Here is a 24,476-nt window from a genome sequence, read left to right as displayed (position 1 = left end):
GCCCAGGTCAGCGACCTGGGCCTTGTTCGTTGTGTGCTTCCGATGCGACGGTGGATGTGAGCCTGGCCCACCCGCTGACGCCTCGGGTTCGAGGAACCGCGACCGACTCAGTGGTGGCACGACCTCTGCGCCTGGCGGAGCCCGGATCTGAAGCCGTCCTTGAAGCCGCGCCGGTAGTCCTGATGCGCGTCCTTGTACACGACGGTGGCGGCCTGCCGGCCCTTCCCGTCTCCGTCCCCATTACGGTTCCCGTGGTCGTTGCCGTGACCGTGCCGGTGGCAGTTGTGCGACCCCTGGCGGAACCCGGATCTGAAGCCGTCCTTGAAGCCGCGCCGGTAGTCCTGGCCCGACTTGTGAACCTTGGCAGTCGCGCTGGTGCCGACGTGGGTCTCGGTCGGTGTGGCCGCGGAGGCCTGCGTCCAGCCGAGGGGCGCAAGGCCAATGGTTGCGGCGACGAAGACGGAGCCCATTGCGACCCGTTTTCTTTTCATTGCGAGCATAGCCATCCCCTCGGGCCAGTTTCTCACATAGAGCCAAATCCACCCTAGATCGCCCATATCGGCGCCGCAACTGCACATGGAGATCCAGCGATATGCGGGAGGGCGCGACAGGCGAGAGGGGCGGACTCGTCGGGAATTTCCGTCAAACCCTTCTGCATAACGCGTCTATGACGCTTCGTCATATTGCGCGAGTTTGGATCTACTGGCCAATTCGGCTCGTAATTAAGCTGGTTCGGACGTCATCGAATGCGCACAGCCGCGCCCGAGCCGAGCAGACACCGGGCCGGAACGGCACGAGCTACGCTCCCGCACACACCAAGGGGAGGGACGATCGTCGTGGCCATGGGGCTCGCAGGGACACCCAGCAGAGAGTGGATGATCCGGAACGCGAAGGGGCGGAAGTACCAGTACGACTCGGCGGAAGAGGCCTTCGCCGAACTCGCCGAGCACGGGGAGGGTGCCACCGTCTGGACCCGTGACGTCTACCGGGTGCTCTTCATCACCCGGTCTGTCGACGGCTGGAAGCAAGTTTCCGACCCGCGGGACTAGCGTTCCCCGTTCGCGCCCCGTTCGTGTCCGATGGCCCGGGAAACACCGTCATCGCCGTCATCGCTTGGCTCGACGGTGGGACTTCGGGGGCTTCCCGCCCCCGGGTTCGGGAGGCGATCTTGTCCGTCCGAACCGAGAATGAGTGGGAGCACCCACTCGCGGGGCGCGTGGGCTGGAGGGCATCGGCATGGAACGTGTGGCGTTCCGGAACGGAGCACGGGACCAGGCCCATCGGGGGCTTCGGCCCGCAGATGCCCGGGCGCGGCGGCCATGACGGTCGACGAGCGGATGCCCCCGGTCGGCGGCGCGCAGGCTCCTCTCGAGGCGGGGAGCCTCTCGTCCCCTCCCGTGGAGCAGGCGGAGCCCGAAGTGCCGCCGGATCCGCCGCCCGCCGTCCCGCCCGCGGAGGACCTGGCTGTCCGCGACATGGTGGGGCGACTGCGGGAAGCCTGGCCCACGGTCGCCGAGAACGTCGTCGAGACCGCTGTCCGGTCCGCGTACGACTCCTTCCGCCAGGCCAGAGTCAGGGCGTACGTGCCGATCCTGGTCGAACGCCGGGCTCGACGGGCGCTCGGCGCGGTTGCCGGCGGCCACGTCGCTCGGTCGGAAGAACGACGGCCGGGAGAGGAACTGATGGGTGATGTCGGACGAGAGAGCCGAGCGGATCGCGGAGTTCATCGAGCCGCTGAGGGTGGAGCCGGGGTCGAAGGTCCGCCTGAGCCGGGACTTCGACCCTCGTGACAAGGCCGGTCTGACGAAGCGTGACGGGGTCGAACTGCTGCGGGCCGGGGTGGCCCTGCTGGCGGAGTACCAGGAACGGCTCGCCGCCCAGGACACGTACGGCGTGCTGCTGTGCCTCCAGGCGCTCGACGCCGGCGGCAAGGACGGAACGATCCGTCATGTGATGAGCGGCGTCAATCCGCAGGGCGTGCGGGTGAGCAGCTTCAAGGTGCCCTCCGCCGAGGAACTGGACCACGACTACCTGTGGCGTTACGCCCGGCGGCTGCCCGAGCGCGGCGAGATCGCCGTCTTCAACCGCTCGCACTACGAGGAGGTCCTCGTCGTACGCGTGCACCCGGAACTCCTCGAGCGGCAGAAACTGCCCGGCCACGCACGCGGACCGGGCGTGTGGAAACGGCGGTACCGGGAGATCAACAACTGGGAGCGCTATCTCACCGACAACGGGTTCAAGGTCGTGAAGATCTTCCTGAACCTGTCGAAGGAGGAGCAGCGCACCCGCTTCCTGAAGCGGCTCGACCTGCCCGAGAAGAACTGGAAGTTCTCCGCGGCCGACGTCCGCGAGCGACGCCACTGGGACGACTACCAGGACGCGTTCTCCGAAATGCTGTCGGCGACGAGTACGAGATGGGCGCCCTGGTACGTGGTGCCGGCGGACCGGAAGTGGTTCGCGCGGATCTGCACGGCGGCGGTCCTCGCGCACACCCTGATGGACATCGATCCCCGGTACCCGGAGGTGGACGACGCGGCGCGCAAGGAGCTGCGCGCCGCCGCACGGAAGCTGGAGCGGGAGGCGCCCCCGGGACTTCCGGCCGATCCGTACGCGGCCCGGCATCCGTCGGCTGCCTCGGCTGCCAGGAAGAAGCGCCGCTAGGCCGACATGGCAGCGGGCGGGATGCGACGACCGGCCAGGATCGGAGACAGGCGATGACGGTGCAGCCGGATGCCGCGGGCGCGCAGCCGCGGGCTTCTCAGGACGACCTTTGGTACGCCCGTTCCCCGGAGGAGGTCGCGACGGCCCTCGGGGTCGATCCGGCGGTCGGGCTCGCCGCGCCACGGGCCGCCGAACTCCGTGCCGCGCACGGCCCCAACGCACTGCCCGAGGAGGCGCGCGCTCCGGCCTGGCACCGGTTCCTCGCCCAGTACCGCAGCTACATGCAGATCGTCCTGGTGGCCGCGGCGACGGTCTCCCTGCTCATCCGGGAGTGGACCACCGCGGTCCTGCTCCTCGCGCTGACCCTGCTGAACGCGGTCGTGGGCCTGCGTCAGGAGGGCAAGGCCGAGAGCGCGATGAACGCGCTGAAGTCGATGATGAAGGCCACCGCGCGGGTGCGCAGGGGCGGCACGGAGGCCGAGATCCCCGCGGAGGAGCTCGTCGTGGGCGACGTCGTGCTCGTCTCCGCCGGGGACCAGGTACCCGCGGACGGACGGATCATCGAGGCCAGCGCCCTGCAGATCGACGAGTCGGCGCTCACCGGCGAGAGCGTGCCCGCCGCGAAGGACTCCGGCACGCTGCCGGGCGGGCGGCCGTTGCCGCCGGGTGACCAGACCGACATGGCGTTCATGAACACCCCGGTCACCCATGGCAGCGGTGTGCTCGTGGTGACCGCCATCGGCGCGGGCACCGAGCTGGGCAGGATCTCCGGAATGCTGGCGGCCACCGAGAAGGAGATCCCGCCGCTGACCAAGGAGCTCGACCGGCTGACACTGTGGATCACGGGCGCCGCGGGACTCACGATGATCGTGATGTTCGCCCTGGGGCGCAGCCGGGACCAGGCCTGGGACGTGCTGTTCGTCAGCGCCGTCTCCCTGGCCATCGCGGCCATCCCCGAGGCCCTGCCGACCGTGACCCAGGCGATCCTCTCCGTCGGGAGCCTCAACCTGGCGAGACGGAACGCCATCGTCAAGGAACTCCCGTCGGTCGAGACCCTCGCGTTCACCTCGGCGATCAACTCGGACAAGACCGGCACCCTGACGATGAACCAGATGACCGCCGTCGAGGTGCTCACTCCCACCGACCGGTACACCGTCTCCGGCACGGGCTACGGCCTGGCGGGACGGATCCACCATGCCGCGGGGACCGCCGCGGGCATCGAGGACGCGATCCTGCCGTACCTCGTGGCCAGCGACGCGAAGCTGGTGGACGGGGAGGTGGTGGGCGACCCCACGGAGGGCGCGCTGCTGGTGCTCGCCCACAAGGCGGGGCTGGACACGGATGCCACCAGGGAACGTCTCCCCCGCCTCGCGACCCTGCCGTTCGACCCGGACTACAAACTGATGGCCACCTTCCATTCGGCCCTCGACGCCGCCGGCCGGCCGGTCGTGCGGTGTTTCGTCAAGGGCGCGGCGCCGGCGGTGGCGGCGCGGGCCGCCACCGCGCTCGCGGCGGGCGAGACCGTCCCGTGGGACGCCGGTCTGCAGGGTCGCGCCGAGGCGGCGACCGAGCGGATGGGCGGCGAGGGGCACCGGGTGATGGCCGCGGCCACCCGGGATCTCGACCCGGCCGTCTTCGACGCGGAGGGCGATCTGCTCGGGTACGTCACCGAGTTGCGGATGGCCAGTCTCGTCGCCATGGTCGACCCGCCCCGCGAGGAGTCGGCGGCCGCCGTGGCGGACGCCCGGGCGGCGCACATCCGGGTCCGCCTGGTGACCGGCGACGACGTCACCACCGGGGCGGCGATCGCCCGGCAGATCGGTATCCCCGGCGAGGCCGTCCTCGGCGCCGACTTCGCCGCGATGAGCGAGAGCGAGCGGCTGGCCCGCATCGACGACATCGGTGTGCTGGGACGGGTCGCGCCGGAGCACAAGGTGCTGCTCGCCGACACGCTCAAGAAGAAGGGCGACGTCGTGGCGATGACCGGGGACGGCGTCAACGACGCGCCCGCCATCAAGGCCGCCGACATCGGCATCGCGATGGGCAGCGGCACGGACGTGGCGAAGAGTGCCGGCCGCATGATCCTCTCCGACGACAACTTCGCCACCATCGTCTACGCCGTGGAACAGGGCCGGACGATCTACGACAACCTCACCAAGTACATCCGGTTCGTCCTGCTGCTGCTCGTCGTCTTCGTCCTGACGTTCCTCGGGGCCACCGTCTTCAACATCGCGGCGGGTGAGCCCTTCACCCCGCCGCAGGTGCTGTGGATCCACTTCGTGGTCAACGCCTCGTTCGGCTTCGCGCTCGGCTTCGACCAGGAGAACCCGGGGCTGATGCGCCGCAGGCCGCGTCCGCGTGGGGAGTCCGTGCTCACCCGGCCGGTGCTGGTCACGGTCGGGCTCGGTGGTCTCGCGATCACCTGCGGTCTGCTCGGGATGATCAAGCTCGGCCAGGCCCGCTTCGACAGCGTCGGGACCGGTCAGTCGATCGCGTTCACCGCGTTCGCGCTCTGTCTGATCGTGGCCGCGTTCGAATGCCGCAGTGAGACGGAGTCCGTGCTGACGCCGTCGACGTTCGACAGCCGGCAGATGAACTGGGTGGCCCTGGCCCAGTTGGTGCTCTCGGTGCTGGTGACCCAGCTGGACGGCTTCCGCCGTCTCCTGGGGACGACCTCGATCACCGCCGGACAGTACGGCTGGGCACTGCTGACCGCCGTCGCGCTGCTGCTCCTGTGGGAACTGGGGAAGCTCCTGACCCGCCGGTCGAGGGCGGCCGGGTGAGCGCGCACCGACGTGCGGGGGCACTGGTCCGGTGATGCAATGGGTCTGCGGGGAGAGCCACGGACACCGTGGGTCACGAACCGGGTTGACGAACACCAGGGGCTACCGACACCAGGGCTTACGAACACAGGGGTTGCGCCGTGAACGACGAAGTCGAAGAACTGGGGCCGATCGACTATCTGGTCGTGGAGTTCCCCGGCAGCCGCATGACGGGAGAGGGCCTGCCCCTCCTGGTCGATCTCGTGGACCGAGGCCTCATTCGCATCCTCGACCTGACGTTCGTCAGGAAGGAGGAGGACGGCTCCGTGAGCGGCCTGGAGATCGCCGACCTCACCGGCGACGGCGAGCTCGACCTGGCCGTCTTCGAAGGCGCGTCCTCCGGCCTCCTCGGCCAGGACGACATCGAGGAGGCGGCACGGGCCCTGGAGCCCGGCAGTTCCGCCGGTGTCCTGATCTACGAGAACCGCTGGGCCGCGCCCTTCGCCGCAGCCCTCAGCCGCGGCGGCGCCAGGATGGTCGCCTCCGGCCGGATCCCGGTGCCTGCCATCCTGGCCGCGCTCGACAGCACGGAAGCCGCTCACTGAGCGGCTTCCGACAGCCGCCGACCAGCAGAAGGGAAACCGCCATGCCAGGTCTACTCCGTGGGGTCGCGCGCACGGCCGTGGTCGCCGGAACCGCGACCGCCGTGTCGAACCGTGTGAGCCGCCGCCAGGCGGGGCGATGGGCCGCCCAGGAGACGTACGAAGCTCCGGCCCCCGCCGCCGCGCCTCCCGCCGCTCCCCCGGTCACCGACATGTCGAGCAAGATCGAACAGCTCAAGCAGCTCGGCGACCTCAAGGCCCAAGGCGTGCTCACCGAAAGCGAGTTCGAGGAGCAGAAGCGCAGGCTTCTCGAGTCCTGACCGGAACCGCCGGATCGCTGAACCGCTGAACAACTGCTCCGCTGAACAACTGATCCGCTGGACCGCGTGACGGTGACTCAGCGCGACCGGTGGCCGGTGGACGTACGGCCGAAGAGCACGGGATCCCCCTTGCGTAAAGTCTGGGGACTCGGATTCCACTCTTCCTCAGGAGTTCCCTCATGGAGCACAACTCCCGTACGTCACTGACCCGTCGAGGGTTGCTGCGCACCGCCACGGGGGCGGGTCTTGCCGCGTTCGGGGTCGGGTACGGGGCCGCGAGCGCTGCCGCCTCCGTGGGCACGACCTCACGGTTCGATCTGTCGCAGCCGTCGTACGACCTGTTCCGCGACAAGAACCTGCACAGCAACCGCGTCCAGCAGAGCTTCGCGTTCGACTCGGTCAACAAGCGCCTGTTCGTCGCCGCCAAGCGGCTGGACAGCCCGGAGTCGGCCGGCGACCTGTGTATCAGCCAGCTCGACTTCGCCGGCAACTACGTGTCGTACATGCACCTCAACGGCTTCGGGCACGGCGTCGCCTTCGGCGTGCGGCCCGTCGGTGGCACCAGCAACCTGTGGATCGAGACCGACGCCAACGCCAACGGCTACGGCTCCAAGCTCGGCTTCATCGGATACAGCCCCGGCACCACCGTCGACGCCTCCGCCCAGGGCTACAGCAAGTTCACGCCGGTCGCCGGTGCCACCGAGTTCACCTGCTCCATCGACCCGGTCTACAACCGCATGATCGTCCGCTACCACAAGGACGGCGCCAAGCACATCGCCGTCTACGACCTCGCGGACACCGACAGGGGCGACTTCAGCTCGCCCGTCGCCATGTTCACCCCGCCGGCCATCTCCGGCACGCCGCAGGGATACACGCTCTACGGCTCGTACATGTACTTCATCACCGGTGACGGCTACTCGGCGTCCAACCCCGACCCGGGCAACACGTACATCACCAGCATCAACATCAACACCGGTGCCATCGCCCAGGGCCCGACCCTGACCAAGGCCGGCTCCACGCTGGTCTACCGGGAGCCCGAGGGGCTCGCGATCTACCGCACCGACGCGGGTGAGTCCCGTCTCTTCCTCGGCTTCGCCTCCGGCGACGAGGGCGACCGGCGTTCCAGCATCTTTTACAAGAACGCGCTGGTCTGAGGGGCAAGAGGTAACGGCCTTGTGAGGTGACGGGCCCGGATCGCTGCCGCGGTCCGGGCCTCTCCCGTCACAGCGGTCACACATCTTCGCAGGAGCATCACACGGTGCGCGCATCGCCTTCGGAAAGCGTCGATAGCGTTGCTGGCCGCTCGATCTCGCGTGCGAACGTGACCAAATGCCCGGCGTCCCGGCGGCGCAGTCAGCCACAGAAAGATCGAAATGGACTACTGCTCCTCCTGCCGTCGGACCCTCAACGGGGCGCTGGTGTGCCCGGGTTGCGGCGCGTACGCCCCGGACATAGCCCCGCCGGCGACGACGTCGCTCTCGTCGTTCCCCTCGTCCTCGGCCCCCTCGGCGCATGCGCCGGCCTCGGCCGCCCCGTCGTTCTTCGGGGTCTCCCCCGCCGCCGACCGTGGCCACGGTGCCGGCTCCGCGGGTGCCTCCGGGGCGTACGCGGCCTCCGGCTCCGCCGGCCCGTTCGACGACTTCGACCCCTTCTCCGCGGCCAAGGCCTTCGACGTGGCCGGCCCGGGCGACGACGCCGCCGGTTCCGTGGACGTCCCGGCGCCCGTGGCCGCTTCGCAGGGTGGCCGCGCCGCACGGCGGCGGAAGCTGGCGCAGTGGAAGAAGAACAAGCGCCGGGCCGTCGCCGCGACCGCCGTCGCGATCGTCGGTGGCGGGCTCACCATGGCCGCGCTGCCGAACGACGCCTCCCCCGACCGCACGCACGCCTCCGCGGCCCCGGACCCGGTGACCACCTCGCCGGCCCTGGCCAACACGGACGTCGCGACGGACACCCCGGACGACCGGGCCTCGCGCAGCGGCAGCGACCGTTCGCACAAGTCCACCGGCCCGCGCCACGCCCGCCCGGCCAACACGCCCACGCCGGCCGCGTCCACCGCGCCGACCGGCGCCCCGCGCCACGCCGCCCCGGCCCGGAGTGCCACGCCGCACACCGACTCCGCGCCGGCCGCCGCGGCGCACACCGACTCGCCCGCCGCCCCTGCCCCGCAGACCTCTTCGCCCGCATCGGCCGGCCAGTCCGGCGGAAGCACGGGCACGGGTTCCGGCTCGGGTACGGGCACGGGTTCGGGATCGTCCGGCGGGAACCAGGCGACGACGCCCGCGCCCGCGCCCAGCACGGCGTCACCCGAGCCCGTCTGCGTGCTCGGCCTGCTCTGCATCAGCTGAGTTCCGCCGCAACGACCGAGGCCCGGCCCGGGGTTCTGACCCCCGGGCCGGGCCTCTGCGCTGACCGACGCACGTACCGTCGCATGCACTGACGCATGTAATCACGCGGGTACGGACACACGTACCGACGCACGTGGCTGCTACGCCGCCACGGCCAGTGGCGCGGACGCCGTGAACTTGTGGGCCGGTACACCCGGCAGCGCCCTGCGGGCCAGGCCCGCGAGCGTGCCGCCGGGGCCGATGTCCAGGAACGCGGTGCAGTCGAGTTCCTCGTGGAGCGTGTTCAGGGACTCGACCCAGCGGACCCTGCTGACGAGTTGGCGGGTGCTGAGTTCCTGCCACTGGCTGCCGCCGTAGTGCGCGCGGGCGTCCACGTTCGCGACGACCGGCAGCACGCCCGCCGCGAAGTGGGTCAGTTCGAGGGCCCGGCGCAGGGCCGCGCTCGCGGGCTCCATGTAGGGGCTGTGGCAGGCGGCCGTCACCGGCAGGACGCTGTAGCGCAGGCCGGCGTCCGCCGCGCGTGACGCCGCCGCGTCGATCGCCGTACGGCTGCCCGCGATCACCGTCTGCTGGGGGCTGTTGTGGTTGGCCACCCACAGGTCCGCGCCCTCCTGCCGGAAGGTGTCGACGAGGGCGGCGACCTCGTCGACGTCTCCGCCCATGACCGCGGCCATCGCTCCCGGCCGGCGCCGGGCGACCTCGGCCATGGCGCGGCCGCGCTCGCCCACCAGCCAGGCGCCGTCGGCGACGGAGAGGACGCCGGCCGCGACCAGCGCCGTGTACTCGCCGAGGCTGTGGCCCGCGACCGCCACGACCCGGGCGTCCGACTCGCGCCTGCGCAGCTCCGACCACGCGAGCAGCGAGGCCGTGAACACCGAGATCTGCGCGTGGTCGGTGCGCGACAGCGTCTCCTGGTCGGCCGTGAGCAGCAGCTCGGCGACGTCGAAGCCGGAGGCGCGCGAGACGGACTCGACGAGTTCCCAGGACTCGGTGGCGCGCCAGGGCTCGCCCATCCCGGGCCGCTGAACTCCCTGTCCGGGAAAGAGGACGGCGTGGCGCGGCGAGGAGTCGGACGACTCGTGGAGGTGCGTGGTCATGATCTTCCCTTCCGGTGGCGGTCGGTAGGAATCGTGCGGCCTGCCCGCTCAAGGCGTGGAAAAGGAATGCTGTTTTTCCCGGCCTTGAGTCGCGCATTGCCGCCCGCCCCGAATCCTTTTCCCCGGGTGGCGCCATTCGGGTGCCGGCCGGATGGGAGGACATGGCATGACCACTGTGGTCGAGAAACCCGTCGCACAAAGCCCGGACATCTCCGGGGAGAGTGAGCCGGAGCGGCCCGACAGCGTGCATGTGCGCGTCGAGGAGCTGCGCCGGCTGCGCGCCGAGGTCCACGCGGGACCCGGGGTGCGGGCGACCCGGGCACAGCACGACCGGGGCAAGCTCACGGCCCGCGAACGCATCGAACTCCTCCTGGACGAGGGCTCGTTCACGGAGCTGGAGCCGCTGCGCAGGCATCGCGCGACCGGCTTCGGCCTGGAGAAGCGCAGGCCGCACACCGACGGTGTGATCACGGGCTGGGGCACGGTCGAGGGCCGTCAGGTCTTCGTCTACGCGCATGACTTCCGTATCTTCGGCGGCGCGCTCGGCGAGTCCCACGCGGCGAAGATCCACAAGCTGATGGACCTCGCCGAGGCGTCCGGCGCCCCGCTGGTCAGCCTCTGCGACGGCGCCGGCGCCCGTATCCAGGAGGGCGTCACCGCGCTCGCCGGATACGGCGGGATCTTCAGCCGCAACGCCCTGTCCTCGGGGGTGATCCCGCAGATCAGCGTGATCCTCGGGCCGTGTGCGGGAGGCGCCGCGTACTCGCCGGCGCTGACCGACTTCACGTTCATGGTGCGGGGCGTGGCGCAGATGTTCATCACCGGCCCGGACGTCGTGCAGGCGGTCACCGGTGAGCGCGTGAGCATGGACGAGCTGGGCGGGGCGGACGTGCACGCGTCGGTCTCGGGTGTGTCGGCGTTCGCGTACGACGACGAGGTGTCCTGCCTGGAGGACGTGCGCTATCTGCTCTCCTTCCTGCCGTCGAACAACCGGCAGGCGCCGCCCGCGGTGGCCACCGACGATCCGCCGGACCGGCGCACCGACGCGCTCGCCGAGCTGGTGCCCGCCGACCCGGCCCGCGGCTACGACGTGAAGGCCGTGATCGAGGAGATCGTCGACGACGGCGAGTACTTCGAGATCCAGCCCGACTGGGCGAACAACGTGGTGTGCGCGCTGACCAGGATCGACGGGCAGGTCGTCGGCGTGGTCGCGAACCAGCCGATGTCCAGCGCCGGCGTCCTCGACATCAAGGCCAGCGAGAAGGCCGCGCGGTTCGTGTCGCTGTGCGACGCCTTCAACATCCCCCTGGTGACGATGCTCGACGTGCCCGGCTTCCTGCCGGGTGTCGACCAGGAGCACAACGGCATCATCCGGCACGGCGCGAAGCTGCTGTACGCGTACTGCAACGCCACCGTCCCGCGCATCCAGCTGATCCTGCGCAAGGCGTACGGCGGCGCGTACATCGTGATGGACTCGCGCTCCGTGGGCGCGGACCTCTCCTTCGCCTGGCCCACGAACGAGGTGGCGGTGATGGGCGCCGAGGGCGCCGCCAACGTCATCTTCCGGCGGCAGATCGCCGCCGCCGACGACCCCGCCGCGATGCGCGAGCAGATGGTCAAGGAGTACAAGGCCGAGCTGATGCACCCGTACTACGCGGCCGAACGCGGCCTCGTGGACGACGTCATCGAACCGGGCGAGACCCGGGCCGTGCTCGCCAGATCGCTGGCCATGCTGCGCACCAAGCACCGCGCGCTGCCGCAGCGCAAGCACGGGATCACCCCGCTGTGAGCGCCGCGAGCGGCTCCGACGTGCTGCGGGAGGCCGCGTTCCATGTGGTGCGCGGCAACCCCACCCCCGATGAACTGGCCGCGCTCGTGGCGGTGTTGACCGCGACGCTGCGCTCCCGCGCCGACGCCGGCGAGGACGCCCCCGTGGCGCCCGCCCGCGCGGAGTGGGACCGGCCCGCCGACGGCTACCGCAGCCCGCTCGCCTGGGCGGCCTGAGCCAGGTCCGCCGGCCCCTTGAGGCCGCCTTTAGTGAACGCTTTGCCACCCCCCTCGACAATGGAATCAAGCGAGGAAAGAGAAAAGGAAATCCCGGAGTTCGGGAGAATTCCCCGCTCGCCTCGCGCCGCATCAGGAGGACGAATATGAACACCGAGACCGCCGAATCCCCCGCAGCCAAGACCTGCCTGCCGGGCGCCGCGAACCTCGAATTCATGCGCACCGTGGACCGTTCCCTTCTCCACCGCTGGGCGCTCTCCGAGGTCTTTCTGACGGACAGCCGGCAGACCGGCGAGGACGACTACCTCGCCGCGGCCCAGCTCCCCCCGTCCCACGCCTACTACACCGAGCACACCTCGCGGCTCGGTGCCCCCGACCCGATGCTGCTCCTGGAGTGCTGCCGGCAGGCCGAGACGTACGGCGGGCACGAGTTCGCCGGGGTGTCGCGCAAGAGCAAGTTCCTGCTGCGGTCCTGGTCCATGGAGCTGCCGGGACTGCTCACCCTGCCCGAGGAGGAGACGCCCGGCGAGCTGCGGATCTCGGTGCGCACCAGCAACCGCCGCGGCACGCCGGGCGATGTGCGCCGGCTGACCTTCGGCATCGACATGAAGCTGGCCAAGCGGTGCCTCGGCTTCGTCAAGATGGACGTGGGCTACATACCGGCCGAGGTCTACGACGCCGTGCGCGTCCAGGGCCGCGGCAAGCCACTCGTCCCCTTCAAGGACATCCCGCGCGAGAACGCCTACGTCGCCCCGCACCTCGTGGGCCGCAGCTCCCCGTCGAACGTGGTGCTCGCCTCCGCCACCGTCGACACCGACAACGCGCACGCCACGGTGCGGATCCCCCTCGACAACCGCAGCATGTTCGACCACGGCCAGGACCACGTGCCCGGCATGGTCCTCATGGAGGCCGCCCGCCAGCTCTGCCTGCTCGGCGTCTCCGACCTGTGGGGCGCCTCGGTCAGCCGCACCACGGTCGCCGGCTTCGACTTCGACTTCATGCGCTACGCCGAGCTCGACGCGCCCACCACGGTCCACATCCGCAAGACCGAGCCGTACGCGCACGAGGACAACCTCAGCCTGATGCTGCCGGACCTGCGGACCTTCTACATCGACTTCGTGCAGGACGGCGACGTCATCGCCTCCGGCCGGATGCACACCACGACGTCCGCCGCGGTCACCGCGCTGCCCGAGGGGGAGGAGTGCCTGTGATCCCCGGCCATGTGTGGCTGTCGGCCGCCCAGTGGCTGCCGCCCACCGCCGAGAAGACGGTCGACGCGCTCGCCGACGGCCGGGTGACGGCCACCGAGGCGGACGCCATGGGGTACGAGCAACTGCCCGTGTCCGCCGAGGAGTCGGCTCCGCAGATGGCCGTACGGGCCGCGCACCGCGCCCTGTCGCGGGTCGGTGCGAAGGCCGGGGACCTGTCGGCCACCCTGCACGCCTGGACCTACTACCAGGGCCACGACTTCTGGTCGCCCGCCCACTACGTGGCGGCCGGGACCGGAGCCCACGCAGCGATCCCCACCGGCATCCAGCAGATGTGCAACGGAGCCGCGGCCGCCCTGAGCACCGCGGTGGACCGCATCGCGGCCGACGGCGGCGGCGCACCGGTCCTCGTGACCACGGCGGACCGCTTCGCCCGGCCGGGCTTCGACCGCTGGGCCGGCGACTACGGCGTCTGGTACGGCGACGGCGCCACCGCGGCCGTCGTCGCACGGGCCGCCACAGCCGACGACGTACCGGAGGGCGCGCTCACCCTGCGCGCCCTGCGGACCCGGGCCGTCCCCGCCCTGGAGACCGCCCACCGCGACACCGGCGCGTTCCACCCGGCGCCGCACACGAGCAGCACCGCCGTGGACGTGCGCCGCACCAAGAAGGCCTTCCTCGCCACGCAGGGCAAGCCGGAGTTCCTCGGCCGGCTGCGGCGCGAGACCAGCGAGGTCCTCGCCGACGCGCTGCGTGACGCGGGCATCGGCCAGGGCGGCCGGAAGCTGCGCACCGTGCTGCTCCCGAGGCTCGGCCGGGCCACCGCCCGCGACGTGTACGGGCCGGCCGTCGCCGAGGTCACGAACGCGCCGGTCGCCGACCTCGGCGACCGCACCGGGCACCTCGGCGCGGGTGACCTCCTGTCCAACCTGACCGCACTGTCCGCGGGCGCGAGCCCGTACCGCCTCGAACGCGGCGAGTACGCCGCCGTGCTGAGCGCCGGCGCGGGATTCACCTGGAGCGCCGTCGTGGTGCACCGCCCCTGACCGCCGTAGCCACCGACTCGACGAAAGGCACACCTGTCATGACGATCCCTCTGCGCGAGGGCCCCGGCGGACGACGTCCCGTCCTCGTCGTGGGCGCGGGCCCCGTGGGCCTGGTGCTCGCCACCGAACTGCTCAGCCAGGGCGTTCCGGTGAGACTGATCGACAACTCGGCCGCCGGGCCCGTCCAGCACTCCCGGGCCAGCGTGGTCTGGCCGCGCAGCCTGGAGCTCCTCGGCCGGATCGGCGCCGCCCAGGGCGTCGTCGACGCGGGCAACCGCCTCGACTCCGTGCAGTACTACTCCGACAAGCGGGCCATCGGCGCCATCGAGATGAGCCGGCTGACCGACACCCCGTACCCCTTCGGTGTGGTCATCCCGCAGGACACCACCGAAGAGGTCATCCGCACCCGGCTCGCCGCGTACGGCGGCGAGATCGAGTTCGGGACGCTCACCGGCCTCGACACGTCCGGGCCGCGCCCGGTCGCCGAGGTGGAGGGCGCCGAAGGGCGCGTCGAGCAGATCGAGGCGGACTGGGTGATCGGCGCGGACGGCGCCCGCAGCGCGGTCCGCGAGTTCGCCGGCATCGAGCTCCTCGGCACCGGCAACGACGTGCTCTTCGCCATCGGTGACGGTCCGGTCGACGGCGACATGGACCCCCACTCGCTCGTCTACTGCTACTCGCGCACCGGCGCCCTCGGCATCGCGCCGTTCGGCAACGGGCAGTTCCGGCTCGCGATCAGCGTGCCGGACTGGGACAAGGAGCAGGGCCCGCCGCGCGAGCTGTTCCAGCACTTCCTCGACGAGCGCTCGCCACGCCCCGGCCTGGTCGGCAAGCTGGACTGGTCGACGATCTTCCGGGCCCGGCGCAGGGTCGCCGAGACGATGCGCGCGGGGCGCGTGTTCCTCGCGGGCGACGCCGCCCATGTGTTCAGCGCGGCCGGCGCGCAGGGCATGAACACCGGTATCCAGGACGCGGTCAACCTCGCCTGGAAGCTCACCGGTGTCGTCAACGGCCTGTTCGAGCCGGGCATCCTCGACACGTACGACTCCGACCGGCACCTGGCCGCCGAGCGCATCGTCCTGACCACCGCCAAGCAGACCAGCTGGGGCCTGTTCAAGCGGCGCCACGAGATAGCGGCCCGCGACGGCGCCCTGCGCCTGGCCTCGCGCACCGGTCTCCTCCAGCGCTTCGGCGCCCCGCTGATGGCGCAGCACGACGTCAGCTACCGGCCCGCCGAGTCCCTGCGCGACACCCTGCCCGGCCTCACCCGCAAGGTCCGCGCCGGTGACCGCCTCCCCGTGTTCGCCGCGCACGGCACCCCTCAGCAGGGCGCCGAACGCTGGCCCTCGATCGACCCGGCGCGGCTCTCGCTGCTGCTGTGGGCGGGCGAGCGGCAGGACTCCGGCTGGGTGGCGAGCCGAGAAGCGCTGACGGTGGCCGCGCCCGAGGGCGTCACCGTGCAGGACATCTCCGCCTGGCCGGGTTTCGCCCCATTGCTCGGCAAGGAGCCCAAGGCCGTACTCGTACGGCCCGACGGACACATCGCGGCCCTGACCGCGCCCGAACCGGCCGAGGTGCGCGCGGCGCTGCGCCGGGCGGGCAGCTCCTTCAAGGCCATGGCGCGTCCCGTGCGGACCGTGCCCGCGCAGCCCGCGCCGGCCGCCCACGACGTCGAGGAGCTGGCCTCATGAGCCGCGCCGCCGTGGTCTGCGGTCTGGGCGGCGCGCTGCCCGCGACCGCCGTCACCAACGAGGAGCTCGCCGCCCAGCTCGACACGTCCGACCAGTGGATCCGTACGCGTACCGGCATCGGCCTGCGCTACGTCGTCGCGCCGGGCGAGTCCACCTCGGACCTGGCCGTCGCGGCCGGGGAGCGCGCCCTGGAGTCGGCCCGCAGGAGCGGCACCGACCACGACACCGAGGCCGACGTGGACCTGGTGGTCCTCGCCACCAGCACGCCCGACCGGCCCTGCCCCGGCACCGCGCCGGGCGTCGCCCACCGCCTCGGACTCGGCAAGGTCCCCGCGTTCGACGTCGCGGCGGTCTGCACCGGGTTCGTGTACGCCCTGGCCACCGCCGCCTCCATGATCACGGCGGGGGTCGCCCGGCGGGCCCTGGTGATCGGCGCGGACACCTTCTCGACGATCCTCGACCCCGTCGACCGCACCACCCGCGCCATCTTCGGCGACGGCGCGGGAGCCGTGGTCCTGCGGGCCGGCGAGTCCGGCGAACCCGGGGCGCTCCTCGGCTTCGACCTGGGCAGCGACGGCGGCGGCGCCGACCTCATCACGGTGCGCGCCGGCGGCTCCCGCCAGCGCTCGACGGGTGAACCGCCCGCCGAGGGCGACCAGTACTTCGCCATGCAGGGCCGGCCCGTCTTCACCGAGGCCGTGATCAACATGAGCGAGTCCTCGCAGCGCCTCCTCGACCGCGTCGGCTGGACGGCCGCCGATCTGGACAAGGTCGTGGCGCACCAGGCCAACGTCCGCATCCTGCACGCCGTCGGCGAGCAGTTGGGCCTGGAGGAGAAGCAGATCGTGGTGAACCTGGACCGGGTCGGCAACACCGTCGCCGCCTCGATCCCGCTCGCCCTGTCGGACGCGGCCGCCGCGGGCGACCTCGTACCGGGCCACCGCGTGGTCCTCACGGGCTTCGGCGGCGGCCTCACCTGGGGCTCGGCCGCGCTGGTCTGGCCGGACATCGAACCGGTCACACAGCGGTAGACCCGTGACCCACCAAGCCTCAACCCACCTCACACACACCCCATTTCACAGAATTCAGGAGTCAGTCATGACCGCTCTTTCCGTCGAGTCCTCCCTCAAGCACCAGGTTTCCGGCCTCATCAGCGAGAAGTTCGGCCTCGACGAGGCGGAGCTGCTTTCGGGCGCCACGTTCGACGAGCTCGACATCGACTCGCTGATACTCGTCGAGCTCAGCCTGATCCTCCGCAAGGAGATGGGCATCGTCCTGGTCGAGGGCGAGCTCAAGTCGTCCTTCACCCTCGACGAAGCCGTCGCCGTGATCGCCGCGAAGGCGGACCAGGCATGAGCGGGGTGGCCCGGGGCCGCGGAGTCGCGGTCACCGGTATAGGCCTCGTCACCCCCGCCGGCATCGGCGTCGACGAGAACTGGCGGCGCGTCCTGTCGGGCGTGTCCGCCGCCACCACCGACCCGGAGCTCAAGGGCGAACGGGTCGACATCTCCTGCCGCGTCCCCGGTTTCGACGCCACGGCCGAACTGGGCCGGCGCAACGCCTGGAAGCTCGACCGGTTCGCACAGCTCGCCATCGTCAGCGCGCGGCAGGCCGTCACGGACGCGGGGCTCGACTGCGGGTCCTGGGACGGCACCCGCGTCGGCGTCGTCATCGGGAACTCGCTGGGCGGCGTCGCCACCCTGGAGAAGCAGCTGCGGACGTACTTCGAGGGCACGCCCGACGACGTGTCCGCGCTGATGATCCCGATGGGGATGGTCAACATGGTCGCCGGGTACGTGGCCATGGACCAGAAGATCCACGGCCCCAGCCTCGTCACGGCGACCGCCTGCGCCTCCGGGGCGTCCGCCATCGGCACCGCCCGCGAGTGGCTGCTGTCCGGCCTGTGCGACGTGGTCCTCGCCGGCGGCACCGAGTCGGCGATCAGCCCGGGCACCCTCAACGGCCTGTCCCGCATGGGCGCCCTGTCGGCCCGCACGGACGACCCGGCCGCGGCGTCCCGTCCCTTCGCGCACGACCGGGACGGCTTCGTGGCCGGTGAGGGCGCGGCCATCCTCGTCCTCGAACGGTGCGAGGACGCCACCGCCCGCAACGCGCGGCGCTACGCCGACATCGCCGGGTTCTCCGCGACGTCGGACGCGCACCACGCGACCGCGCCCCACCCGCAGGGCGCGGGCCTGGCCCGGGCCCTGCGGGACGCCCTCAACGACGCGGGGGTGCTCCCCGACGAGGTGGAGCACGTGAACGCGCACGGCACGTCGACCCCGATGAACGACCTGACCGAGGCCCGCGCGCTGCACTCGGTGCTCGGCGACCGGGCGGCGGTGACCTCCACCAAGGGGGTCACCGGGCACACGCTGGCTGCGGCCGGCGCGGTCGAGGCCGCGTACACGGCGCTGGCGCTGCACCACGGCGCCCTGCCGCCCACCGCCAACGTGGACTCGCTCGACCCCTCGATCGACGTCGACATCGACGTGGTGACGGGCCGGGCGCGGCAGAAGAGGATCCAGGTCGCCGCGAGTACGTCGCTGGGCTTCGGGGGGCACAACGCCGCCCTCGTCCTCACCGCCGCCTGAACGGGCCGGGGCACCGGCGCCCCGGCCCGGCACCACCCCCACCTGGCTCCATGACATCCATCACCTCCATCACCGCTACTGAAAAGGGAGTTCGCGTGGACACGCGTCAGCTCGGCACGACCGGCCTCGAGGTCAACCCCGTCGGCCTCGGCTGCATGGGAATGAGCTGGGGTTACGCCGAGTCGCTGCGCGACGACGCGGCCTCGGTGGACGTGATCCGGCGCGCCCTCGACGCCGGCCCCCTCCTCGTCGACACCGCCGACGCCTACGGGGCGGGCCACAACGAGACCCTCGTCGGGCGGGCACTCGCCGGGCGCCGCGACGACGCCGTCGTGGCCACCAAGACCGGCATCGTCGTGGACGAACTCGCCACCCGCACCCTGAGCCGCAACGGCTCCCCCGAGCACATCAGGCGCTCGGCCGACGCGTCGCTGCGCCGCCTCGGCGTCGACGTCATCGACCTGTACTACCTGCACCGCGTCGACCCCGAGATCCCGCTCGCCGAGTCCTGGGGCGCCCTGGCCGACCTGGTGCGACAGGGCAAGGTCCGCCATCTCGGCCTCTCCGAGGTCACCGCCGCGGAGGCGGCCGCCGCCCACGCGGCGCATCCCGTCGCGGCCGTCCAGTCCGAACTGTCCCTGTGGACCCGCGAACCGCTCGACCCGCACACCGGAATCGCCACGTGGTGCGCCGCCAACGGCGCCGCGTTCGTGCCCTTCGCACCCCTGGGCAGGGGCTTCCTCACCGGCCGCTACACCCGGCCCGACGACTTCGAGGACGGCGACTTCCGCGCCACCAACCCGCGCTTCCAGAGCGAGGCGTTCACCGCGAACCTGCGCATCGTGAGGGCGGTCGAAGAGGTCGCCGCCCGGCACGGCGCCACCGCCGCCCAGGTCGCGATCGCCTGGACGCTCGCCCAGGGCGACCACGTCGTCCCCATCCCCGGCACCAAGCAGCTGCGCTATCTGACGGCGAACCTGGCCGCGGCCGGCCTGCGCCTCACCTTCCAGGACCTGCGCGACCTGGACGCCGCGCCCGCCGCCACCGGCAGCCGCTACTGATGCCCCCACCCGCGAAGGCAGGAGCAGCACCATGGCCGACCACACCCGCACCACTCCCACCACCGACTCCGTTCCCTCCGCCGACTCCGTTCCCTCCGCGGGGGGCACGCCGCCCTTCACCGTGGCCGTTGTCGGCCTGGGTGGCACCGGGCTCGCCCTCGCGCGCCGCCTGACCCGCGCGGGGCTCCACGTCACAGGCATCGACAACGACCCCGCGGCCCTGGTCAGGGCCCTGCGACTGAGCCCCGGGGAGCGCCCGCGCACCCTGACCCGCTTCCCGGCCGGCGTCGCCTCGGCCGACCTGGTCATCGAGGCCGTACCGGAACCCGCGGCCCTGAAGAGGGCGGTGCTCGCCTCCGTGCGCGAGCAGCGCCGGCCCGGGACGCCCGTCCTCACCACCGCGCTCACCACTTCGCTCGGGGACCTCGAGGACGCCGCGGGACCCGACCTGTTCGCGCTGCGCTTCCTGCGCTCCGACGCGCTCGACGCCGTGGAGCTGGCCCGCGCCCCGCGTGCCGGGGACGCCGCGGCCGCCAGGGTCGCGGAGGTCCTCACGGCGGCCGGGATCAAGGCCCATCAGGTCGGCGACCGGCCCGGCTCCCTCGCGCCCGGGCTGCTCCTCGGCCTCCTCAACGAGGCCGCGTGGATGGTCCACGACGGGTACGCGAGCGCCGAGGACGTCGACACGGCGGTCCGGCTCGGCTGCGGCTGGAGCGACGGGCCGCTGGCCGCGCTCGACGCGATCGGCCTGGACACGGCGCGCGACGTCCTCGCCCGCCTCGGCGACCTCGGCGGCGGCCTGCGCGCCCCGGCCCCGATCCTCGACGAGCTGGTCGCGCAGGGCGCGCTCGGCGCCAAGTCGGGCCGCGGCTTCCACCGTTACGAGGAAGGGGCGGCCCAGCGGCGGACCGTCCACCCCACGGCCCCGCCCGGACGCAACGTCGTCGTCATCGGCTCGGGCACGATGGCCACCGGGATCGCCGAGGCGTGTGCGCGCGGCGGGTTCCGCACGACGCTGCTGGCCCGGTCCGAGGAGAAGGCCGCGGCCGCCGCCGAACGCATCGGCTTCGCGCTCCAGCGCAACTCCGCCTCGTCGGACGTCGGTTCCGACGAGACCGGGCCCGCGTCCTGGACCGCGACGAGCGACCGTTCCGTGCTCGCCTCGGCGGACATCGTCGTCGAGGCCGTCGTGGAGGACCTGGAGGTCAAGCGGCGGCTGTTCGCCGAGCTGGGCAAGGTGTGCCCGCCGAACACGCTGCTCGCCACGTCCACGTCGAGCCTGCCGGTGGGCGCCTGCACGGAGACCGCGGGACGCCCCGCGCACGTCCTCGGCCTGCACTTCTTCAACCCGGCGCCGCTGATGCCGCTGGTGGAGCTGGTCCCCGGCGAGCGCACCAGCGCGCACACCCTCGCGCGGGCCCGCGCCGTGGCCGAACGGCTCGGCAAGGAGACGGTGGAGTGCGGGGACCGGGCCGGGTTCATCGTCAACGCCCTGCTCTTCCCGTATCTGAACGAGGCCCTGGGCCTCCTCGACGCCGGTGAGGCCACGACGGCGACGCTCGACCTGGCCCTGAAGTCGGTGGGCGGCCAGCCGCTCGGTCCCGTACGGCTTCTCGACACCGTGGGCGCCGATGTGGCCCTGGAGGTGCAGCGGCGGCTCCACGCGGAACCGTCGCTGTGGACACCGGCGCCCGCCGCGCTGCTCGAACAGCTCGTCGCGGCACGGCACTTGGGCCGCAAGACGGCCGGCAAGGGAGTGCGCGCGTATCTGACGGCGCGCGCCGCGGCCCCCGTTCCCGCCGCGGTCGCGGCCTGACCCGGCGGCCCCACACCCCCGCTCCAGCCCCCGTACGGAAGGCGGCTCACATGCCGGACGTCCCCATCTCCCCCGACAGCACCGGCGGTTCAGCCGTCGACCTCGCGTTCTTCGACGTCGACGAGACCCTGATCACCGTCAAGAGCATGTTCCGATTCCTGGAGTTCCACTTCCGGGAGCGCGGTCTGCCCCCGTCGGCGTACGCCGAAGCGGCCGGCGACCTGCGGGCCAAGTCCGCCGCGGGAGTGTCCCGCCGGGACACGAACCGCGAGTACTACCGGTTGTTCGCCGGGCAGCGGGCCGAGGAGGTGTTCGCGCACGGCCGTGCCTGGTTCGACGCGGAACTCGCGGGCGGCACACTCCTGCACCCGCCCGCGGTCGAGGCCCTGCGCCGGCACCGCGGCGAGGGCACGACGATCGCCCTGGTCTCCGGCTCGTTCAGGCCGTGTCTGGAACCCGTCGCGCAGCTCCTGGGCGCCGACGAGATCCTGTGCAGCGAGCCGGAGATCGTCGGCGGCCATTTCACCGGTCATCTGGAACGTCCCGTGATCGGCCCGGAGAAGGGCCGCCTGGCGCGGGAACTGATGGCGCGGCGCGCGGTGTCCGCACCGCGCGCCGCCGCCTACGGCGACCACGCCTCCGACCTGGATCTGCTGCGCTCCGTGGGGCACCCGGTGGCGGTCGGCGACGACCTGGTGCTCGGGGCCCATGTCACGGAGGCGGGGGGCCGCACGCTGCCCGGGATCGGGCCGGGTGCGGCCGCCGGGGACGGCCGGGCTAGCGGCCGGCCGGGGCCTTCGCGACCGACACCAGCGCGGTGAAGCAGAGCCGGTCCTCCTGGTGCATCGTCACCAGGATGCGGGCGCGGCCCTGCTGGTCGTCCGGCAGGGGCTGCGCGTCCACCCGGCACGGGCTGTCCAGCTCGACGTAGCGGTGGAAGACGGTCTCCATCGCCTCGGTGATCCCCGCCCTCGGGTGCCGCACGGCGCGGGCCGCCTGCTTGGCCGCCTCCAGGAGCAGGATGCCCGGCGCGTGGTCGCTGGGGTGGTCGAAGTACATCGGGTGGTGTGTGTCGATCCGCAGCTGCCAGCGGTCGCGCTCGTCGGTGGGTGACAGGACGGCGTCGCGGAACTCCTCGCTCGCCCCGGAGACCGGGGGCGGCAGCGGGCGGCTGCGGGCCAGCTCCAGCATCTCCAGGGCGTCGCCGCGGGCGCCGCGCAGGCGCCGGTAGATCGCGGCGGGCTGGATGTCGAACCGGGTGTGGGCGGTGGCCAGTTGCTCGCCGTCGCGCAGGACCGTGATGTCGAGGGAGAGCGCGGAGACGACGCCCCGGCGGCGCACGATGTCGTAGCACTTGATGTGCAGCTGGGGCCTGCCGCCGGCGCCGCCGCGGCCGAGCGCCTCGAGGCCGAGGGCGTAGCGGTACTCGTCCCACAGCAGGTGGTGGCCGAAGGGGACCTCGTAACCCGCGTGGGCGAGCAGCGGGAAGGTCTGCCGGATCGTCTCGGTGAGCAGCACCGCGTCGTCGCGGCGGCTGTCCTGGGTGCTCATCAGGCGGCTGGTGTCCGTCCAGTCCGCGGTGATCAGGAATTCGTCGTCGCCGACGCGCTTGAGATCCGTGAGAAGAACCTGGGAGGCGTCGTGTTTGTGGACAAGTTCCTTGGTGACGCGAGCAGGTATCGAAGTGACCGTCGAAGCCATGTCGTTCATCAGTGATCCCCCTGTGAGTGAGCGCTGTCATGCGCTGCCCCCGACGCGGTAGCGGATCCGCGCCACAGCCAGTAACATAGAGGGCGTTCTTTTTTTTGTCGAGACCGGGACGTGGCATGGCAGCACCGAAGCAGGAACGCGCAGTTCAGACCCGGGAGCAGCTCCTGAGGGCCGCGGCCGAGGTCTTCGACGAGTACGGCTACGCCGGAGCGGGGATCAACAAGATCCTGCAGCGCGCGGGCGTGACGGCGGGGGCTCTTTACTTCCACTTCAAGAACAAGCAGGACCTCGCGCTGGAAGTCATGCACGCCCAGCGCACCACCATCGAGCCGCATGTGCCGTCCACCGGGCTCCAGCGCCTGGTGGACATCACCCTCATCTGGTCGCACTCGCTCCAGGCCGACCCGCTGCTGCGGGCGGGCGTGCGCCTCACGGGCGAACAGGCCAGCTTCGGCCTCCAGGACGCGTCCCCGTACGCGGTCTGGGCGCGCAGCTTCGAGGACTGTCTCGAAGTGGCCCGCGACAGCGGCGAGTTGCGTGAGCACGTGGAGCTCGGCGAGCTCGCCGAGTTCGTCGTCGGCGCGTGCACCGGCATGCAGGAGTACGCGCAGGTCGTCTCCAAGCGGGCCGACCTGCCGCGGCGCACGGTGAACATGTGGAAGCTGCTGCTGCCCGGCATCGCCACCGACCGGACCCTCGGCACGATCGAGAACAGCCAGGAGCGCGCGAAGTCCCTGTGGACCACCCTGGGCGCGCACGACAAGGGGAGCGAAGATGACTGACCTGCCTCGCCGGCTGCGGCTCGCCGCCGTCAACATCGACGGCGTGCTGCTCAACGACACGTTCAGTCCGCTGATCCACCGGTTCGTCACCGGCCGCGGCGGTGTGTACTCGGCCGACGTCGAGCGCCGGATCTTCTCCCAGCGCCAGGCCGTCGCGGGGCAGGCCATGGCGGAGTCGGTGCCGCAGGAGATGACGGGCCCGCAGGCCCTGGAGGCGTACTTCGAGGAGCGCGCCGGCTATCTCACCGACCACCCCGTGGAGATCATGGACGGCGCGCCCGGCCTCCTCGGCCGGCTGCGCGCCGCGGGCCTGCCCTTCGTCTGCTACGGCGGACTCGACAAGTCGCACTTCGACGAGCATCTGGGCACGTACGCCCACCTGTTCGCCGGGCCGCAGTACATCTGCACGAACGAGGTGCGGCCCGGCCTCAAGGAGATCACCGCGCACTTCGGCCTCGACCACGGCGAGGTGCTGTTCATCGACGACGTGGCGCGGGTCGCCGAGGCGGCCAGGGCACTGGACGCGCCGTTCATCGGCCACCCCAGCACCTTCGAGCACAGCCATCAGGCGGAGCTCATGCGGGAGACCGGGGTACGCCACCTCGTCGGCTCCCTGCACGAGATCGACGACGCCCTGCTGCGCACGCTGGACACGGAGGCGGCGGCCGGCACGGTGTGGCGGGGCGAGGGCTCGAACGCGGGTGACTCGGGTGACGTGTCCAAGGGGCTCGCGGGCGCGGGGGTCTGAGCGGGCCGGCCCGCCGACACCCGTGCTCC

The 24,476-nt window shown here is 71.8% G+C and carries 24 protein-coding genes; 21 read left to right on the top strand and 3 right to left on the bottom strand.

What is annotated here, in order from left to right; all coding sequences use genetic code 11:
* Positions 1 to 107: 107 nt before the first annotated feature.
* Positions 108 to 470 carry a FliH/SctL family protein gene (locus LGI35_RS23950; RefSeq protein WP_227296321.1) on the bottom strand — a complete coding sequence of 121 codons (363 nt, stop codon included), beginning with the start codon at positions 468 to 470 and terminating at the stop codon, positions 108 to 110.
* A 405-nt stretch (positions 471 to 875) separates the two neighbouring features.
* On the opposite strand from LGI35_RS23950, the gene LGI35_RS23945 reads away from it, so the two are divergent.
* The 8 genes from LGI35_RS23945 (at position 876) to LGI35_RS23915 (ending at position 8,690) form a co-directional block, all read left to right on the top strand.
* Entirely contained in the window at positions 876 to 1,049 is a 174-nt protein-coding gene (locus LGI35_RS23945) for a hypothetical protein (RefSeq protein WP_227296319.1), read from the top strand.
* A 30-nt stretch (positions 1,050 to 1,079) separates the two neighbouring features.
* On the top strand, positions 1,080 to 1,790 hold the full coding sequence (locus LGI35_RS46625) for a three-helix bundle dimerization domain-containing protein (RefSeq protein WP_423835713.1): 711 nt from the start codon (positions 1,080 to 1,082) through the stop codon (positions 1,788 to 1,790).
* Positions 1,690 to 2,661 carry a polyphosphate kinase 2 family protein gene (locus LGI35_RS23940; RefSeq protein WP_227296318.1) on the top strand — a complete coding sequence of 324 codons (972 nt, stop codon included), beginning with the start codon at positions 1,690 to 1,692 and terminating at the stop codon, positions 2,659 to 2,661. Before LGI35_RS46625 ends, LGI35_RS23940 begins: the two co-directional genes overlap by 101 nt.
* 53 nt (positions 2,662 to 2,714) lie before the next feature.
* Positions 2,715 to 5,444, top strand: coding sequence for a cation-translocating P-type ATPase (locus LGI35_RS23935; RefSeq protein ID WP_227296316.1), 2,730 nt, complete (start codon positions 2,715 to 2,717; stop codon positions 5,442 to 5,444).
* A 140-nt stretch (positions 5,445 to 5,584) separates the two neighbouring features.
* Entirely contained in the window at positions 5,585 to 6,028 is a 444-nt protein-coding gene (locus LGI35_RS23930) for a DUF6325 family protein (RefSeq protein WP_227296314.1), read from the top strand.
* Between the two features lie 41 nt (positions 6,029 to 6,069).
* A complete protein-coding gene (locus tag LGI35_RS23925) occupies positions 6,070 to 6,345 on the top strand; it encodes an SHOCT domain-containing protein (RefSeq protein ID WP_227296312.1) in 276 nt (91 codons plus the stop codon).
* A 179-nt stretch (positions 6,346 to 6,524) separates the two neighbouring features.
* Positions 6,525 to 7,499, top strand: a complete 975-nt coding sequence (locus tag LGI35_RS23920) for a phage baseplate protein (protein WP_227296310.1) — start codon at positions 6,525 to 6,527, stop codon at positions 7,497 to 7,499.
* A gap of 219 nt (positions 7,500 to 7,718) precedes the next feature.
* Positions 7,719 to 8,690, top strand: coding sequence for an SCO2400 family protein (locus LGI35_RS23915; RefSeq protein ID WP_227296309.1), 972 nt, complete (start codon positions 7,719 to 7,721; stop codon positions 8,688 to 8,690).
* Positions 8,691 to 8,830: 140 nt separating this feature from the next.
* Here the strand turns inward: LGI35_RS23915 and LGI35_RS23910 are convergent, their stop codons facing one another.
* A complete protein-coding gene (locus LGI35_RS23910) occupies positions 8,831 to 9,787 on the bottom strand; it encodes an ACP S-malonyltransferase (RefSeq protein WP_227296307.1) in 957 nt (318 codons plus the stop codon).
* Between the two features lie 166 nt (positions 9,788 to 9,953).
* On the opposite strand from LGI35_RS23910, the gene LGI35_RS23905 reads away from it, so the two are divergent.
* The 11 genes from LGI35_RS23905 (at position 9,954) to LGI35_RS23855 (ending at position 22,028) form a co-directional block, all read left to right on the top strand.
* A complete protein-coding gene (locus LGI35_RS23905) occupies positions 9,954 to 11,576 on the top strand; it encodes an acyl-CoA carboxylase subunit beta (RefSeq protein WP_227296305.1) in 1,623 nt (540 codons plus the stop codon).
* Positions 11,573 to 11,791: an acyl-CoA carboxylase subunit epsilon gene (locus LGI35_RS23900; RefSeq protein WP_227296303.1), complete on the top strand. Its 219-nt coding sequence runs from the start codon at positions 11,573 to 11,575 to the stop codon at positions 11,789 to 11,791. Before LGI35_RS23905 ends, LGI35_RS23900 begins: the two co-directional genes overlap by 4 nt.
* Before the next feature lie 146 nt (positions 11,792 to 11,937).
* A complete protein-coding gene (locus LGI35_RS23895) occupies positions 11,938 to 13,002 on the top strand; it encodes an AfsA-related hotdog domain-containing protein (RefSeq protein WP_227296301.1) in 1,065 nt (354 codons plus the stop codon).
* Positions 12,999 to 14,045: a beta-ketoacyl-[acyl-carrier-protein] synthase family protein gene (locus LGI35_RS23890; RefSeq protein ID WP_227296299.1), complete on the top strand. Its 1,047-nt coding sequence runs from the start codon at positions 12,999 to 13,001 to the stop codon at positions 14,043 to 14,045. Before LGI35_RS23895 ends, LGI35_RS23890 begins: the two co-directional genes overlap by 4 nt.
* A 38-nt stretch (positions 14,046 to 14,083) precedes the next feature.
* Complete coding sequence (locus LGI35_RS23885; protein ID WP_227296298.1) at positions 14,084 to 15,736, top strand: FAD-dependent monooxygenase; 1,653 nt, start codon at positions 14,084 to 14,086, stop codon at positions 15,734 to 15,736.
* Entirely contained in the window at positions 15,733 to 16,767 is a 1,035-nt protein-coding gene (locus LGI35_RS23880; RefSeq protein WP_227296296.1) for a beta-ketoacyl-ACP synthase III, read from the top strand. Before LGI35_RS23885 ends, LGI35_RS23880 begins: the two co-directional genes overlap by 4 nt.
* Positions 16,768 to 16,834: 67 nt before the next feature.
* Positions 16,835 to 17,092 (top strand): acyl carrier protein, encoded by a 258-nt coding sequence (locus LGI35_RS23875; protein ID WP_227296294.1) that lies wholly within the window; start codon positions 16,835 to 16,837, stop codon positions 17,090 to 17,092.
* Positions 17,089 to 18,330, top strand: coding sequence for a beta-ketoacyl-[acyl-carrier-protein] synthase family protein (locus tag LGI35_RS23870; RefSeq protein WP_116511895.1), 1,242 nt, complete (start codon positions 17,089 to 17,091; stop codon positions 18,328 to 18,330). The genes LGI35_RS23875 and LGI35_RS23870 overlap by 4 nt, the downstream gene beginning before the upstream one ends.
* Before the next feature lie 95 nt (positions 18,331 to 18,425).
* Positions 18,426 to 19,391 (top strand): aldo/keto reductase, encoded by a 966-nt coding sequence (locus LGI35_RS23865; protein ID WP_227296292.1) that lies wholly within the window; start codon positions 18,426 to 18,428, stop codon positions 19,389 to 19,391.
* 31 nt (positions 19,392 to 19,422) lie between these two features.
* Positions 19,423 to 21,207 (top strand): 3-hydroxyacyl-CoA dehydrogenase family protein, encoded by a 1,785-nt coding sequence (locus LGI35_RS23860; protein WP_264484683.1) that lies wholly within the window; start codon positions 19,423 to 19,425, stop codon positions 21,205 to 21,207.
* Positions 21,208 to 21,257: 50 nt separating this feature from the next.
* A complete protein-coding gene (locus LGI35_RS23855; RefSeq protein WP_227296291.1) occupies positions 21,258 to 22,028 on the top strand; it encodes an HAD family hydrolase in 771 nt (256 codons plus the stop codon).
* On the opposite strand, the gene LGI35_RS23850 is transcribed toward LGI35_RS23855, so the two are convergent.
* Positions 21,985 to 22,917: a ScbA/BarX family gamma-butyrolactone biosynthesis protein gene (locus LGI35_RS23850; RefSeq protein ID WP_227296289.1), complete on the bottom strand. Its 933-nt coding sequence runs from the start codon at positions 22,915 to 22,917 to the stop codon at positions 21,985 to 21,987. The two genes, LGI35_RS23855 and LGI35_RS23850, sit on opposite strands and share 44 nt — an antisense overlap.
* A gap of 116 nt (positions 22,918 to 23,033) precedes the next feature.
* Between LGI35_RS23850 and LGI35_RS23845 the strand changes: the two genes are divergently transcribed.
* The gene (locus LGI35_RS23845; protein WP_116511905.1) at positions 23,034 to 23,699 is read left to right on the top strand and encodes a ScbR family autoregulator-binding transcription factor; all 666 of its coding nucleotides are present in this window, start codon (positions 23,034 to 23,036) and stop codon (positions 23,697 to 23,699) included.
* A complete protein-coding gene (locus LGI35_RS23840; RefSeq protein ID WP_227296287.1) occupies positions 23,692 to 24,447 on the top strand; it encodes an HAD family phosphatase in 756 nt (251 codons plus the stop codon). Before LGI35_RS23845 ends, LGI35_RS23840 begins: the two co-directional genes overlap by 8 nt.
* The last annotated feature ends 29 nt before the right edge of the window (positions 24,448 to 24,476 follow it).

The sequence above is a fragment of the Streptomyces longhuiensis genome, assembly GCF_020616555.1.
Lineage (GTDB): Bacteria > Actinomycetota > Actinomycetes > Streptomycetales > Streptomycetaceae > Streptomyces > Streptomyces longhuiensis.
The sequence above is the reverse complement of the archived record's forward strand: the minus strand, read 5'-3'. Positions and strand labels throughout refer to the sequence as shown.

Coding starts and splice junctions, on each gene's coding strand:
- LGI35_RS23935 (WP_227296316.1), top strand. CDS start 2,715: ATGACGGTGCAGCCGGATGCCGCGGGCGCGCAGCCGCGGGCTTCTCAG.
- LGI35_RS23880 (WP_227296296.1), top strand. CDS start 15,733: ATGAGCCGCGCCGCCGTGGTCTGCGGTCTGGGCGGCGCGCTGCCCGCG.
- LGI35_RS23840 (WP_227296287.1), top strand. CDS start 23,692: ATGACTGACCTGCCTCGCCGGCTGCGGCTCGCCGCCGTCAACATCGAC.
- LGI35_RS23915 (WP_227296309.1), top strand. CDS start 7,719: ATGGACTACTGCTCCTCCTGCCGTCGGACCCTCAACGGGGCGCTGGTG.
- LGI35_RS23940 (WP_227296318.1), top strand. CDS start 1,690: ATGTCGGACGAGAGAGCCGAGCGGATCGCGGAGTTCATCGAGCCGCTG.
- LGI35_RS23950 (WP_227296321.1), bottom strand. CDS start 470: ATGGGCTCCGTCTTCGTCGCCGCAACCATTGGCCTTGCGCCCCTCGGC.
- LGI35_RS46625 (WP_423835713.1), top strand. CDS start 1,080: ATGGCCCGGGAAACACCGTCATCGCCGTCATCGCTTGGCTCGACGGTG.
- LGI35_RS23945 (WP_227296319.1), top strand. CDS start 876: ATGATCCGGAACGCGAAGGGGCGGAAGTACCAGTACGACTCGGCGGAA.
- LGI35_RS23895 (WP_227296301.1), top strand. CDS start 11,938: ATGAACACCGAGACCGCCGAATCCCCCGCAGCCAAGACCTGCCTGCCG.
- LGI35_RS23855 (WP_227296291.1), top strand. CDS start 21,258: ATGCCGGACGTCCCCATCTCCCCCGACAGCACCGGCGGTTCAGCCGTC.
- LGI35_RS23910 (WP_227296307.1), bottom strand. CDS start 9,787: ATGACCACGCACCTCCACGAGTCGTCCGACTCCTCGCCGCGCCACGCC.
- LGI35_RS23920 (WP_227296310.1), top strand. CDS start 6,525: ATGGAGCACAACTCCCGTACGTCACTGACCCGTCGAGGGTTGCTGCGC.
- LGI35_RS23860 (WP_264484683.1), top strand. CDS start 19,423: ATGGCCGACCACACCCGCACCACTCCCACCACCGACTCCGTTCCCTCC.
- LGI35_RS23905 (WP_227296305.1), top strand. CDS start 9,954: ATGACCACTGTGGTCGAGAAACCCGTCGCACAAAGCCCGGACATCTCC.
- LGI35_RS23850 (WP_227296289.1), bottom strand. CDS start 22,917: ATGAACGACATGGCTTCGACGGTCACTTCGATACCTGCTCGCGTCACC.
- LGI35_RS23925 (WP_227296312.1), top strand. CDS start 6,070: ATGCCAGGTCTACTCCGTGGGGTCGCGCGCACGGCCGTGGTCGCCGGA.
- LGI35_RS23870 (WP_116511895.1), top strand. CDS start 17,089: ATGAGCGGGGTGGCCCGGGGCCGCGGAGTCGCGGTCACCGGTATAGGC.
- LGI35_RS23885 (WP_227296298.1), top strand. CDS start 14,084: ATGACGATCCCTCTGCGCGAGGGCCCCGGCGGACGACGTCCCGTCCTC.
- LGI35_RS23875 (WP_227296294.1), top strand. CDS start 16,835: ATGACCGCTCTTTCCGTCGAGTCCTCCCTCAAGCACCAGGTTTCCGGC.
- LGI35_RS23845 (WP_116511905.1), top strand. CDS start 23,034: ATGGCAGCACCGAAGCAGGAACGCGCAGTTCAGACCCGGGAGCAGCTC.